Raw genomic sequence first — 13,587 nt, 5'->3', positions numbered from 1 at the left:
GCCTTTGCTTGTCAGGCGCAGAAGAAGCTCAGGCCGCTTCGGTCAGCGCCTTCTTCATCTTCTTCATCGCCGCCACCTCGATCTGGCGGATGCGCTCGGCGGACACGCCGTATTCGGCGGCCAGCTCGTGCAGCGTCATGCCGCCGGACGAATCGTCGTTCACCTTCAGCCAGCGCTCCTCGACGATGCGACGGCTGCGCGGGTCCAGCACGTCCAGCGCGCGGTGGATGCCGTTGCCGGCCAGCTCGTCACGCGAGCGGGCCTCGATGACGCGGGTGGGCTCATGGCTGTCGTCGGCCAGGTAGGCGATGGGCGCGAAGCTCTCGCCTTCGTCGTCGGTCAGCGGCTCCAGCGCCACGTCGCCGCCGGACATGCGCGTCTGCATCTCCAGCACTTCCTCGCGCTTGACGTTCAGCGTGCTGGCGACGTGCGCAATCTCGGCCTCGCTCAGCGTGTTGCGGTGGGTCTGGCCATCGGCCTGATCCGCCTTCATCGAGTGCTTCATCGAGCGCAGGTTGAAGAACAGCTTGCGCTGGGCCTTGGTCGTGGCGACCTTGACCATGCGCCAGTTCTTCAGGATGTACTCATGCATCTCGGCCTTGATCCAGTGCATGGCGTAGCTCACCAGGCGCACGCCCTGGTCGGGGTCAAAGCGCTTGACGGCCTTCATCAGGCCGACGTTGCCTTCCTGGATCAGGTCGCCCTGGGGCAGGCCGTAGCCGACGTACTGGCGCGAGATGGACACGACCAGGCGCAGATGCGACAGCACCATGCGGCCGGCGGCTTCCACATCGCCCTTGTCGCGCAGGCTGCGCGCGGCGGAGGATTCTTCCTCCGCGGTCAGCAGCGGCAGGCGGTTGACGGCGGAGATGTACGCGTCCAGATTGCCCAGCGAGGGCACCATGGCCCAGGGGCTGCGAACGGCAATGGCGGAAGAAGCAGACATCGTCTTGATTCCTAGCTAAACCGCCGCGTGGGATGCGGCGGTGAAGTGGATATTAGCACTCCACCTTGGAGAGTGCTAAGACCGGCGCACCTGGTTATGCAACGCAGTATTTCTGCGGATGAAACAGTTGGCGAACGCTAACTTGCCGGCGGCTGAATTCAATCCACCAGGCCCAGATCCGGGCTTTTGATCATGGCGTCGATGTCCAGCAGGATGAGCATGCGCTCGCCGAGCTTGCCCAGGCCGGTGATGAAACGGGCGTCCAGCGCGGCTGGCACCTCGGGGCGGGGCTTGATCTCGTCGGCGGTCAGCGCCAGCACGTCCGAGACCGAGTCGACGACGATGCCGACGACGCGGCCGCCCACGTTCAGCACGATGACGACGGTGAAGGCGTTGTATTCGCTGGCTTGGCCGAGGCGGATGCGCAGGTCCAGGATGGGCACGATGACGCCGCGCAGGTTGACGACGCCCTTGATGAAGGCCGGCGCGTTGGCCACGCGAGTGGGCGCTTCATAGGAGCGGATCTCCTGCACGCGCAGGATGTCGATGCCGTATTYCTCCTCGCTGATGCGGAAGGTCAGGAACTGGCGGCCGTCGCTGCGGGACTGAGCCTGCAAGGCCTGAGCGCCGGTACTGGGGACGAGGTCGGTGGAGCTCATTGTTGACTGCGCGTAGGGAGTGACCAGCGCCTCATTCTGCACGCTCCGGGGGAGTGACCGGTGCCAACAATTCATCGACGAGGGCCAGCAGCTCGCGCACGTCCAGCGGCTTGGTGAGGTAGTGCCCGGCGCCGGCGGCCTGCGCCAGCGCGATCTGCTCGGGCTGGGCATTGGCCGACACGACGACGACGGGCGGCGGCGTGCTGCCCAGCTCGCGCAGCCGCTTCAGCAGCGTCAGGCCGTCGCCGTCGGGGAGCTGCCAGTCCAGCAGCAGCAGGGCCGGCGGGCGCTCGTGCAGGGCGCGCAGGCCGGCCTCAACCGTCGGCGCCACCTCCAGTTCCAGGCCAGGGCGCTGCTCCAGGATGCCGCGCATGACCTCGGCGTTCAGCGGGTTGTCCTCGACGTAGAGCACACGCCGGTGCGGGCCGGCCTGGGGGGGCGCGGGTTCGGCCTGAGTGGCTTCCGCGATGGCCGGCGTCTGCGCGCTCGCGGCGGGCAGCCTCAGAACGAAGCAGGCGCCGGGGCCCTCAGCGCGATCCAGGGCTTCGGCGCGCAGGCTGCCGCCCATCATCTCGGCCAGGCGCTGGCTGATGACCAGGCCGATGCCGGTCCCGGGCAGGCCGCTGCGCTCGCGGCCCAGGCGGTTGAAGGGCTGGAAGAGCGCGGCGCGCTGCTCGTCGCTCAGGCCCAGGCCCGTGTCGCGCACCGCCACCTCCACCCAGCCCGGCGCAGGGCTGGAGGACTCGATGCTGACGCTGCCGCCGACGCGRTTGTACTTGACGGCATTGCTGAGCAGGTTCGTCAGCACCTGGGTCACGCGGGTCGGGTCGCCCATCACGCGCAGGGCGGCCGGGTCCAGCCGCTGGCTGATGGCCAGGCCGCGCTCGGCGGCGTTCTGCTGCACCAGGGCCAGCGCGCTGGCCAGCAGCGGCGCCAGCTCCAGCACGGCGGGTTCCAGGCGCAGCGAACCGGCCTCGATGCGCGACAGGTCCAGCGTGTCGTTGATCATCTCCAGCAGATGCCAGCCTGCCTGGGCGATCTGCTGCGCCCGCCCGCGCTGGGCCGGCGACAGGGGCTCCCCTGCATCCATCTGCATCAGCTGCGTGAAGCCGAGGATGGCGTTCATCGGCGTGCGCAGCTCATGGCTCATGCGCGACAGGAACTCGTTCTTGGCCTGGTTGGCGGCCACGGCGGCCTCGCGGGCGCGGTCCAGCTCCTCGATGCGCAGCTGGTCGGTGATGTCTTCGACGATGCCCACCAGCCGGTGCGGCCGACCGTCGGCGCCGCGCAGCAGGCTGACCAGCACGCGCGCATGGACGATGCGGCCGTCCGGCCGCACATAGCGCTTCAGGCGCCGGTAGAACGGGATCTCGCCACGCATCAGCTGGCGCCCCAGGCGGATGTCCTCGCGGCGGTCATCGGCATGGGTCACGTCGATGGCGCGCCGGCCGGCCAAGCTCTCGGCGGTGGCGCCGACCAGGTTGCAGAAGTAGGCGTTGACCTCCTGGAAGCCGCCGTTCAGGTCGGTGAAGACGATGCCGATGGGCGCCGTCTCGAAGATGCTGTGAAAGCGCTGCTCGCTCTGGCTCAGCGCGTGTTCGCCCTCGGCGCGGCCGGCAATCTCGCGCTCCAGCGCTGCGGTCCTTTCCCTGACCAGTGCCTCGACGTGCTGGGTGCGGCCCGACATCAGCAGCAGCAGCGCGCCCACCATGGCCGTCGCCAGCAGGCCCACCAGCGCGAAGGCCCAGCTGCGGCCGGGCGCCTGGGCCATGCCGGGCAGGTCATAGATGCGCACCTCCCAGTGCCGGCTACCGAACTCCAACGGCATCGTCACCAGCGGCAGGGCGGCATCGTCGCCACGCTGCACGGCCTCGCAACCGGGCCGGCCGCCCAGGCGTGGGTGAACGGCGCCCGGCTCCAGGTCGACCAGGCAGGCGCCGAGATGCTCGGGCCAGCCTGCGGCCAGGCGCGACAGCAGCAGGTCCGGCCGCAGCGTGGCGAAGACGACGCCGTCCAGCGACGGCTCGCCCGGTGCGACACGGCGCAGGTACAGCGGCTGATAGACGACGACGCCGACGGCGCCTTCACCGTCCTGCGACAGCTGGAAGCCCGCCGACGCGACTGCGCGGCCACGGTTCACGGCCTTGTCGATGGCCGCGCGCGCGCTGGGGATGGTGCGCACATTGACGCCCAGCGCGCCGGCATTGCGCGACAGCGGCTCGATGAGGCGGATGACCATCATGTCTTCATCGGGCGGCGGGGTCAGGTCACCGGCGCGCTTGCGGTCGCGGGCCTGGAAGCGGGCAGAGAAGTTGTCGGCCGCTGCCGCCGCGTTGAAGCGCTCGACGTCGGCGCGCGGCACGCGCAGCGACAGGCCCAGCGCGAGCAGCGGGCTGTCCTCGGTCAGCAGGCCGCTGGTGGCCCGGGCGAACTCCTCGCGTGTCGGTCGCGGCTTCACCTTGACGAGGCCGTGCACGCCTTCCAGCGTCAGCAGCGGCTCGCGCAGCCGGCCGGCCAGCGCCTGGGCCGCGTTGGTCGCGTCGCGCGTGAAGTCGGCGCGGTTGCGCTGGCGGTCCCATGCCATCGTGGCCGCCACGCCCAGGCCGACGAGCAGCGTCGTCAGCAGCATGGGCAGGCCGACGCTGAGGCGCCGCGTGGCCCAGGCCGAGCGCGGCTTGCCGATAAGGGCCAGCGTGATGGGCGTGGCGATGAGCACACCCATCAGGTCGCCCGTCCACCAGATCGTCCAGACCTGGCCCATCTGCGGCGCGGCGATGATGCCGGCGGCCTTCAGCAGCAGCGTGGCGCAGCTCGGGCTGACGCAGCCGGCCAGTGTGGCCGCCGCGAGATAGCCCGCCACCTCGCGCGGCGAGGCCAGCACCAGCGGCCGGCCGCACCAGCGCCGCATCAGCAGCGTGCCCGCGGCAGCCTGCGCCGCCGCGCCGCAGCCGATGCCCACGGCCAGCGGCAGGGACTCGAAGCCAAGCATCGTCAGCTGCACGACGAAGGAGCCCAGCGCAACGGCTGGCAGGTAGCGCAGCCCCAGCACCAGCAGCACCGCCAGCCCCCAGCCGGCGGCCGGGTACATGGGCGACAGCTGGTAGGGCGGCAGCACCATCAGCAGGCCTAGGCGGCCCAGCAGGTAGTAGACGGCGGTGATGCCTGCCGACAGCGCCAGGTAGCGGCCGATGTCCCGGGCACCCAATGATTTCATTCGGCTTGAGCTTCCCGTAATGTCTGCATCACAGGCCGCTGCAGCACGCCGCGCAGGCTCCACCAGCCCGCGCTCCAGGCCAGCAGCGCGCCGCAGACGGCGCTCACCAGCGGCACCCAGGGTTTGATCTGCCAGTCGAACTCGAAGACGAAGCGCGCCAGCAGGGCTGCCAGCACCAGGGCCACGCTGCCGGCCAGGAAGCCCGCCAGCGCGCCCACGCCGAGCAGCTCGGCGCGCTGCACCTGTGCCAGCAGCGACGAGGGCGCGCCCAGGGCCCGCATCAGCCCGAACTCGCGCGTGCGCGCCTCCCGCGTGCTGCCCACCGCCGCCAGCAGCACGACCAGGCCGGTCGCCAGCGTGAAGCCGAACAGGAACTGCACGGCCTGGATGACCTGGTCCAGCACGCCCTGCACCTGGTTGAGCTGGGCCGACACGTCGATGACGGTCAGGTTGGGGAACTGCCGCGCCAGTTGGCGGTCCAGCTTGCTTGCCGCCGGCATGCGGTAGGCCGCGATCTGCGTGGCGGGCAACTCGGGCAACTCGGCCTTTTCGAACAGCACGAAGAAGTTCACCCGCATCGACGACCAGTCCACCTTGCGCAGGCTGGTGACGCGGCCCTGCGCCGGCTGGCCGGCGATGTCGAAGGCGAGGGTGTCGCCCAGCTTCAGGTTCAGCGTTTTGGCCAGACCTTCCTCCACGCTCAAGCCCATCTCGCCGGGCGCGGCGGCGCCCCAGCGGCCCGCCACGATCAGGTTGTGCTCGGGCAGTTCGGCCGTGTGGCTGAGGTTGAACTCGCGCTCGGCCAGGCGTTGGGCACGGTCCTCGGTGAAGTGCTTGCCCTGCACGGTCTCGCTGTTGATCGTCGTCAAGCGCCCGCGGATCATGGGATACCAGTCGAACTTGGYGATGCCGGCGTCGGTCAGCATGTTGCGGAAGGCCTCGCCCTGGTCGGGCTGGATGTTGATGACGAAGCGGTCCGGTGCCGCGGCCGGCGTGGCGCGGCGCCAGCTGTCGATGAGGTCGGTGCGCAGCAGCACCAGCAGCGCCAGCGCCAGCAGGCCCACGGCCAGCGACGACACCTGCATGACGGCGAACCCCGGCCGCGCCGCCACCTGGCGCGTGGCCAGCAGCAGCCAGCGCGGCACGCTCGCGCCGCTGACGTTGGCAGGCACCACGCGGCGCAGCAGCTTCACCGCCAGCCAGGCCAGCAGCGCGAACACCAGCACCGCTGCGGCAAAGCCCGCTGCCGCGATGGCGCCGAGCACGAGGTCGCCCGCCAGCACGACGAGGATGGCCGCCAGCCCCGCCACACCCGCGCCCAGCACCAGCAGCGAGCTGGCCTTGGGCGCACCCAGGTCGCGGCGGATGACGCGCAGCGGCGGCACCGCGGCCAGCTGCAGCACCGGCGGCAGGCCGAAGCCCAGCAGCAGCGACAGGCCCAGGCCCAGGCCGAGCAGCGCCGGCCAGATGCTGGGCGCCGGCAGCGCCACATCGATGAGGCCGGCCAGTAGCGACACGAAGACCTGGTGCAGCGCCAGGCCGATCAGCACGCCTGCCACGCTGGCGGCGAGGCCGGCGAGCAGGAACTCCAGCCCATAGGCCCAGGCGATGCGCCGCTGCGGCTGGCCCAGCACGCGCAGCATGGCGCAGGCGTCCAGGTGGCGGGCGGCAAAGTCACGCGCCGCCAGCGCCACGGCCACGGCGGCGAGCAGGGCCGACAGCATCGCCACCAGCCGCAGGAAGCGCGCCGCGCGGTCCAGCGTCTGGCGCATCTCGGGCCGGCCGGACTCCAGCGACTCCAGGCGCAGGCCGCGCAGCTTCTGCGTCGCTATGAGCTTCTCGGCGTCGGTCACGAAGCGCTTCACGGCGTCCGGCGCCGCACCCGGCGCGGGCACCAGGGCCAGGCGGTAGGTGATGCGGCTGGCCGGTTGCACCAGATGCGTGGCGGCCAGGTCCACCTCGCCCAGCATGACGCGCGGCGCGAAGTTGATGAAGCCGGCGCCACGGTCCGGCTCGGTCTCGATGAGGGCGCTCACCTTGAGCCGGCTGTCGCCCAGCAGCAGCGTGTCGCCGAGCTTGAGCCCGAGGCCATCGACCACGGCCGGGTCCACCCAGACCTCGCCGGCTGCGGGCGCCAGGCCCTGGGCCGGCAGGCTGTCGCGCAGCTTGATGCGGCCCCGCAGCGGGTAGCCGCTGCCGACCGCCTTGACCGACACGAGCCGGCTCTCGCCGCCCTGGGCCTCGTCGGCCCGCGCCATGCTCGGGAAGGCCGCGCTGCGCACGGTCGTCAGCTTGAGTTCGGCGGCCAGGTCGACGATGGCTTGCGGCGTGGGCTGGTCGCTGGCGACGACGGCATCGCCGCCGAGCAACTGGGCCGCGTCACGGCGCAGGCCCGCGTCGAGCCGGTCCGACAGGAAGGCCACCGCGCACAGGGCCGCGACGGCCAGCGCCACCGCCAGCATCAACAGGCGCAGTTCGCCGGCTCGCCAGTCCCGCAGCAATTGGCGCCAGGCGAGCAGCAGCGTGGCGGGCGGACGCGATACAGCGGGAGACGTCATGCGCGCGACTTTAGCCGCGCAGGCCCTCAGCGCCGTTCGTCAGTGGCCGTGAGTGTGGCGAGTGCCGCATCGCGCCACGCGGGCTCGGCGGCGTTGGCGCGCTGCAGGCCTTGTTGCGCAGCCGTGCGGGCGCCGCTGCGGTCGCCGGCGTCCAGGCGCAAGCGGGCGAGATTGATCCAGGCCACGGCGCTGTCGTGCTGCGCCACGACGGCCTCGAAAGCGGCGCGGGCACCGGCCGCGTCGCCCGCTGCATTGAGCGTGTTGCCCAGGCCGATGCCCGCCAGCAGATTGCCCGGCCAGCGTGCCAGCAGCGTGCGATAGGCCAGCGCCGCGCGGGCCGGTGGCGCGGCGCGCTCGAAGCCGACGGCGGCGTCCAGTGCGTCGGTCTCCGTCGCTGTGGCCGGCAGCCGGTCCGGCGGCAGCACGGCGATGGCCCAGCGGCCGCCGCGTGCCCAGGTGTACTCGAAGGTGCGCAGCGGCAGCGTGGCGCGCTCCGTCGTGCCGCTGCGCAGGATGAGCTCGCGCTCGGTCAGGTCGTAGCCGACGACGACGGCGTAATGCCAGCGTGGGATGAAGTCCAGGCCCAGGTTCTGCAGCACGACGACGGCGTGACCGGCAGCCACCTCGCGCAGCAAGGCCTCCAGCTCGCGAGGCAGCCGGGTGGCCACCGCGCCCTGGCGGCGCGCGCCGCCCAGCATCTCCAGCTGCAGGCTGCCGGCGCGCGAGGGCAGGAAGACGGCGTCGGCCAGGCGGTCGGGGTCGGCGGGCAGGCCGATGTCGGCCAGCACGGTAGCCAACGCGGCCGGGCCGCAGTGGTCGCGCGTCTGCGCGAAGAACGGCACCGCGGTGCGCTCCACGCGCGGGGCCAGGTCTTGCGGCGGCTGGGCGAGCAGCGCGGCGGTCTGCGGCGGCGTGAAGAAGCTTGCGCAGCCGCTCAGCAGCAGCGCCGCGATGGCCGCTGCGGTTCGGCCGATCAACGCACCGAGCGTGTGAACGGGAAGACCTTGGTCAGGCCCAGGATGTCGGTCACCAGCAGGATGATGAAGACCGTGAAGATGATGCCGAGGATATCGCTGCTGCCCGCAGGGGCCTGGTCGATCTGCGTCACCATCTGCTGGGCTTCGGCGTCGGTCAGCGCATCGACGCGGGCACGCATCTCGTCGGCTTGCACGCCGCGGGCCTGCAGCATGGCGGCCAGGTCGGCGCGGTCCAGCGCTGCGTGCAGCCTGGCGTGGGCATCGCTGCGCGGGGCGGCCTGCATGGCTGCGGCGGCCTGCTCGGTGCTGATCAGCGCGGTGGGCGCCGCCTGAGCCATGCCGCTGAAGACGAGGGAAGCGATCAGGAGGGAGGTGAGGGTGCGCCGTGCTGTCATGGTGTTCTCCTGCTTGGGGAGGTGGTTGTTGAATGCCGCAGGATGCTAGGGCTCACGCCCGTCGCCGCGTCCGTGCCGCCGACATGTTGCGGCCTTGTCCTACATGCCGGCGCCACCCGCGCGATCACGTAAACTCGCGCCCCGATGCGGGTGTAGTTCAATGGTAGAACTCCAGCTTCCCAAGCTGATTACGTGGGTTCGATTCCCATCACCCGCTCCAAACAACAACGGCCCCTTGAGGGCCGTTGTTGTTTGGATAGGGGTCTTGGGATGAGAACCCACCGGGGTTCGCTCAAGGACAGCCGGTGGCTGTCCTTGGACGTGCCGCAGGCACGGGCCGAGCGAAGAGCGAGGCCGAGGAATCGGTCCGACCGATTCCGAGCATTCCCATCTTCCACATCTCTCACGCGCCCCAAACACTCGCCCCCAACGCCACGTCCAGGACCCGGCACTGAAAGCCCGCCCCCACCGGGCTGCACGCATACACCCCCACGTCGATCTCTTCAGGGCAGTCATGCAGATGCGTGATGCGCAGCTGCTGCCACACCGCCCCATCCCTCGACGACTCCACGCAAAAGTCCGCGCCCCGTCGACTCAGCCGGTACCAGAGCTTGTCCAGCGTCGAATCCACGTCCTGCGTGGCCCAATCGGAGTAGCCCAGATTCGTCACGACCGAGCCGAGTCGGCTTGGCCCGTGAGGCTCATATTCCACCGACGCCTTGATCCAGGAGCCAGCGCTCGCCCGGCACATCACCCCGCATTGGTCGTACTGCGCGTTGGGCGTAAATGCAAGGTGGGCGGTCAGGCTGAAGTCACCCGCCACCGGCACGAAGAAGAAGTGGCCGTTGTCGCGCTGGAAGCCGTAGTGGGTGCGCTGCCAGTAGTCGGTGTCCGGGCGCGTCGTGAGTTCCAGCGCGTCGGCCACATGCCAGGCGGCGGGTTCGTTCGACCATTGGAACGGGGCGAGCGTGTCGCGAAGCAGGGCTTGAGTCATGCGCGAAATTGTCAGCCGTCCACCCAGCTCACCCGCCCCCGCCCCGCCGCCTTGGCCAGATACAGCGCCTTGTCCGCCGCCTCGACCAGCCCCTGTGCCTGCGTGCCGGCGGACACCCCCAGGCTGATCGTCACGCAGCCCTCGACCCCCGGATGCGGCAGGGCCAGCGCCCGGACCGTGTCCTCCATCAACTGGGCCACGCCGATGGCGCCGGCCAGGTCGGTGTCCGGCAGCAGGCAGACGAACTCCTCGCCGCCATAGCGAGCCAGCAGATCGGTAGGCCGCCGCAGGCAGGCGCGCAGCGCAACGGCCACCCGGCGCAGGCAGTCGTCCCCGGCCAGATGCCCCAGTGCATCGTTGTAGCGCTTGAAGTGGTCGACATCCGCCAGGGCCACCGCCAGCGGCGTGCGTGTTCGCTGCGCCCGGCGGGCTTCGGCCAGGAAGCGTTCGTCGAAATGCCGCCGGTTGTGCACGCCGGTCAGGCCGTCCACAAAGGCCAGTTCGCGCAGCAGGTCGGCCTGCGCCTTCAGCGTCAGCTGCGTGCGCACGCGGGCCCGGACGACCGTGGGATTGAAGGGCTTGGTGATGAAGTCCGCCGCGCCCGCATCCAGCCCGCGCGTCTCGTCGTCCGGGTGGTCCTGCGAGGTGACGAAGATGACGGCGATGCCGCGCAGCAGCGGGTCGGCCTTCAGCTCCGCGCACAGCTCGTGGCCGTCCATGCCGGGCATCTGCACGTCCAGCAGCACGAGGTCGGGCTGGCGTTCGCGGCAGAGCTTGAGGGCCTGGGCGCCGTCGGTGGCCATCAGCACCTGGCAGTCGGCCGCGAAGACGCGGTGCAGGGCCTGGATGTTGACGGGCTGGTCGTCGACGATGAGCAGGCGCGGGCGGCGGCCGGTGGGCGGGTGACCGGGCATCTGGCCGGGCATCAGCGGGGTGCGGTCGGGCAGGGCGAGTTGCATCATGGCTGGAGCTCCAGCGTCGCGCGCAGTTCGCGGCACAGCGTCAGCGCGGTGCCGAAGTCGAGCGAGCTCATGGCCTCGTGCAGCGGGGCGTCGGCCTGCGGCGGCAGCTGGGCGCGCAGGGCCTCGTGGGCGTCCAGGGCTTCGAGGTCGGAGCCGGCCAGCAGCTCGGCCAGCGCGTCCAGGCGCTCGCCGAGGCTGCCCGGTGGGGCGGGTGTAGCAGGCAGTGGCGGGTGGGCGGACAGGTCGGCAGCCAGGCGGTCCAGCGCGGCAAGGTCGGCCGTGCGCCGCTCCAGAAAGCGGCGCTGCCAATCTGCATCAAGCATGGCATCGGGCCTGTCTTCGTGCGTGGCGGCGCGCTCGCCCTCGGCGGCCAGCGCGGCGAGCTGCGGGGCGCCCAACATGGCGGCCAGGCCCCGATAGCCATGCAGGCCGCGCGCGGCGGCCGGGCCGCCCGCAGCGAGGTCCTGGGCGAGCTTGCGGTCCTGCTCATGCAGGGCATGCAGCGTGCGCTCGAAGAGCTCGATGCGGCCCGACATGCGTGCCAGCGCCTCGGCCAGCGCGATGCCGGCGCGGCCGGCGTCGTCGAGCAGGCCGGCTGGCAGTTGCACAGGCGCGTCGCGGTCCGGCACGGGCGCGGCACCGCAGCGGCGCCGCAGCACGGCGACGACGGTGTCGGGGTCGAAGGGCTTGCCGATGTGCTCGTCCATGCCGGCGTCCAGGCAGGCCTGGCGTTCGGTCTCCAGCGCGCCGGCGGTCATGGCGATGACGGGCAGCGTCAGGCCCAGCTGGCGGCGGATGAGGCGGGTGGCGGTGGTGCCGTCCATCACGGGCATCTGCACGTCCATCAGCACGGCGTCGAAGCCGGTGCGGCCGCGGGTCTGCGCCAGCAGCGTCAGCGCCTGCTGGCCGTCGCCCGCCAGCGTGACGGCGGCACCTTCGAACTCCAGCAGCTCCTGCGTGATCTGCTGGTTGCCGGGGTTGTCTTCCACGACCAGCAGGCGCAAGCCGGCCAGGCGCTGCGGCGCGGGCTCGGGTGGGGTGGCGCCGTGGCGGCGCAGCTGCAGGGCGCTGGCCACGGCCTGGCTGAGCAGGGCGGCCGTGACGGGCTTGACGAGGAAGCCGTCCAGCAGCGCCTGCTCGGCCGCGCTGCGCTCGGCCAGGCGGTCGCGGTCGTGGCTGGTGACCATCAGCAGCAGCGGTTCGGGGCCGAGCTGCTGGCGCAGGCGCCAGGCGGTCTGCCAGCCGTCCACGCCGGGCATGACCCAGTCGAGCAGCACGACGTCGGGCGCGGCGGCTTGCGCCAGCGCCAGCGCCTCGGTGCCCCCAGCGGCCAGGTCGACCTGCCAGCCCAGCGACGCGGCCAGCGAACCCATGATGCGCCGCGCCTCGGCGTGGTCGTCCACCACCAGCGCACGCAGCTCCTGGCGCGGCACGGGCGCTGGCACATCGGTGGGCAGGGGGAAATCCAGCGTGAAGCTGAAGCGGCTGCCGGCGCCGGGCGTGCTGTCGACGTGGATGTCGCCGCCCATCAGGCGCACCAGGCGGCGGCTGATGGCCAGGCCCAGGCCGGTGCCACCGAAGCGCCGCGTCGTCGAGACCTCGGCCTGTGTGAAGCCTGAGAAGATGCGCTCCAGCTGCTCGGGCGGGATGCCGATGCCGGTGTCGCGCACCGAAAAGGCCAGGGTGACGCTGCCTCCGCCCTGCGTGACGCGGTCAATGGCGAGCACGACCTCGCCCTTCGCAGTGAATTTGATGGCATTGCCGGCCAGGTTGACCAGCACCTGCTGAAGGCGCAGTGCGTCGGCGATGACGACGGGCGGCAGGGCGGGGTCGAGGTCGAAGAGCAGCTCGATGTCGCGCTGCTCGACCTGGGCGGCGAGGATGACGGAGAGGTCGCGCAGCAGCTCTTCAAGCCGCGTGGGGTGGGGGTCCAGGCCGAGGTGGCCGGCCTCGATCTTGGAGAAGTCGAGCACGTCGTTGAGCAGGCCGAGCAGGCCGCGCGCGGCGCCCTCGCTCTTGAGGGCGTAGTCGCGCTGGCGAGCGTCCAGTGGCGTCTTCTGCAGCAGGCGCAGCATGCCGAGCACGGCGTTCATCGGCGTGCGGATCTCGTGGCTCATGTTGGCCAGGAAGCGCGTCTTGGCGTGCGAGGCACGTTCCGCGGCCAGGCGGGCCTGGGTCTGGGAGGTCAGATCCAGGCAGGTCACGACCAGGCCGCCATCGGGCAGCGGCGCGGTGCGCGCCTCGATGACGCGGTCGCCGGAGCGGTAGGTCTCAAGCCGGCGCGGCTGGGTGTCACGGCCCAGGGCGAGGGCGGCCTCGACGGTGGCGCGGGCCTTCTCGCCCTCGCCGTAGTCGCCGCGGGCGGCGAAGAAGCTGACGAGATCGTCGAAGCGCAGCGACGGCTCCTCGAACAGCGAGGCCGGGACGTTGAGCAGGCGCTCGAACTCGGCGTTGTGCACCAGCAGGCGGCGTTCGGCGTCGAAGACGGCCAGACCGCAGGGCAGGTGGGCAATGACCTCGCGGACCAGCGGGCTTGGCGCGGGCTTGTGCCGGTGCTGGGCACCCGCGCCTCCTTGCATGTCCCACGCCGCCATCGTGCTCCCCCGAACCGCTGGCGCCCGGCGAGGAGTGCCGGACGTCATGAGTCTATGACCGGGCCGTGGGGCTACCTGGTTGGGGTAGCCGCAACAAGTGACAGGTTTGCCCTAACCTTTTGTTACCTTAGATCCGGCAGTTGGGCGCGCCCGGGGGGCTGGCGAGGCGGGTTGCTGGTAAGGCGCTGCGACGCAGTGGGCCCCTGCCCACAAGGAGAAGCAACGCGGCCAGCGCCCCGAAGCGCCAGACCAGCGGGCGTGCAGCGCTGGTGACCAACAGTGGCGACC

Annotated in this window: 9 protein-coding genes and 1 tRNA gene; 1 reads left to right on the top strand and 9 read right to left on the bottom strand. The window is 71.3% G+C overall.

All coding sequences use genetic code 11. The features are described from left to right. Nucleotides 1–28: 28 nt before the first annotated feature. The 6 genes from rpoH to ACXRVZ_RS14170 form a co-directional block, all read right to left on the bottom strand. Nucleotides 29–946, bottom strand: coding sequence for an RNA polymerase sigma factor RpoH (rpoH, locus tag ACXRVZ_RS14195; RefSeq protein ID WP_457422459.1), 918 nt, complete (start codon nucleotides 944–946; stop codon nucleotides 29–31). A 158-nt stretch (nucleotides 947–1,104) separates the two neighbouring features. Then, nucleotides 1,105–1,605, bottom strand: a complete 501-nt coding sequence (locus ACXRVZ_RS14190; RefSeq protein WP_458232502.1) for a chemotaxis protein CheW — start codon at nucleotides 1,603–1,605, stop codon at nucleotides 1,105–1,107. Between the two features lie 31 nt (nucleotides 1,606–1,636). Continuing rightward, entirely contained in the window at nucleotides 1,637–4,819 is a 3,183-nt protein-coding gene (locus ACXRVZ_RS14185; RefSeq protein ID WP_457422463.1) for a CHASE domain-containing protein, read from the bottom strand. Further along, nucleotides 4,816–7,377 carry an ABC transporter permease gene (locus ACXRVZ_RS14180; RefSeq protein ID WP_458232501.1) on the bottom strand — a complete coding sequence of 854 codons (2,562 nt, stop codon included), beginning with the start codon at nucleotides 7,375–7,377 and terminating at the stop codon, nucleotides 4,816–4,818. The genes ACXRVZ_RS14185 and ACXRVZ_RS14180 overlap by 4 nt, the downstream gene beginning before the upstream one ends. Before the next feature lie 26 nt (nucleotides 7,378–7,403). Next, nucleotides 7,404–8,354 carry a PA2778 family cysteine peptidase gene (locus tag ACXRVZ_RS14175; protein WP_457422467.1) on the bottom strand — a complete coding sequence of 317 codons (951 nt, stop codon included), beginning with the start codon at nucleotides 8,352–8,354 and terminating at the stop codon, nucleotides 7,404–7,406. Further along, on the bottom strand, nucleotides 8,351–8,749 hold the full coding sequence (locus ACXRVZ_RS14170) for a PA2779 family protein (protein WP_457422469.1): 399 nt from the start codon (nucleotides 8,747–8,749) through the stop codon (nucleotides 8,351–8,353). The genes ACXRVZ_RS14175 and ACXRVZ_RS14170 overlap by 4 nt, the downstream gene beginning before the upstream one ends. A gap of 146 nt (nucleotides 8,750–8,895) precedes the next feature. Between ACXRVZ_RS14170 and ACXRVZ_RS14165 the strand changes: the two genes are divergently transcribed. Further along, nucleotides 8,896–8,969: transfer RNA gene (locus ACXRVZ_RS14165), tRNA-Gly, on the top strand. A 183-nt stretch (nucleotides 8,970–9,152) separates the two neighbouring features. On the opposite strand, the gene ACXRVZ_RS14160 is transcribed toward ACXRVZ_RS14165, so the two are convergent. Genes ACXRVZ_RS14160 through ACXRVZ_RS14150 form a run of 3 tightly spaced genes read right to left on the bottom strand, consistent with a single transcriptional unit; the run spans nucleotide 9,153 to nucleotide 13,284 of the window. Beyond that, the gene (locus ACXRVZ_RS14160; RefSeq protein WP_457422471.1) at nucleotides 9,153–9,743 is read right to left on the bottom strand and encodes a DUF1349 domain-containing protein; all 591 of its coding nucleotides are present in this window, start codon (nucleotides 9,741–9,743) and stop codon (nucleotides 9,153–9,155) included. A gap of 11 nt (nucleotides 9,744–9,754) precedes the next feature. Further along, nucleotides 9,755–10,705 (bottom strand): diguanylate cyclase, encoded by a 951-nt coding sequence (locus ACXRVZ_RS14155; RefSeq protein ID WP_457422473.1) that lies wholly within the window; start codon nucleotides 10,703–10,705, stop codon nucleotides 9,755–9,757. Next, nucleotides 10,702–13,284 carry a response regulator gene (locus tag ACXRVZ_RS14150; protein WP_457422475.1) on the bottom strand — a complete coding sequence of 861 codons (2,583 nt, stop codon included), beginning with the start codon at nucleotides 13,282–13,284 and terminating at the stop codon, nucleotides 10,702–10,704. Before ACXRVZ_RS14150 ends, ACXRVZ_RS14155 begins: the two co-directional genes overlap by 4 nt. Between the last annotated feature and the right edge of the window lie 303 nt (nucleotides 13,285–13,587).

The sequence above is a fragment of the Roseateles sp. P5_E8 genome, from assembly GCF_054177665.1.
This window is presented reverse-complemented; position numbering and strand designations above follow the sequence as displayed.

What these genes read in the sequence shown, in the direction of transcription:
- rpoH (WP_457422459.1), bottom strand. Translation starts at nt 946, where the DNA reads ATGTCTGCTTCTTCCGCCATTGCCGTTCGCAGCCCCTGGGCCATGGTG.
- ACXRVZ_RS14170 (WP_457422469.1), bottom strand. Translation starts at nt 8,749, where the DNA reads ATGACAGCACGGCGCACCCTCACCTCCCTCCTGATCGCTTCCCTCGTC.
- ACXRVZ_RS14160 (WP_457422471.1), bottom strand. Translation starts at nt 9,743, where the DNA reads ATGACTCAAGCCCTGCTTCGCGACACGCTCGCCCCGTTCCAATGGTCG.
- ACXRVZ_RS14155 (WP_457422473.1), bottom strand. Translation starts at nt 10,705, where the DNA reads ATGATGCAACTCGCCCTGCCCGACCGCACCCCGCTGATGCCCGGCCAG.
- ACXRVZ_RS14150 (WP_457422475.1), bottom strand. Translation starts at nt 13,284, where the DNA reads ATGCAAGGAGGCGCGGGTGCCCAGCACCGGCACAAGCCCGCGCCAAGC.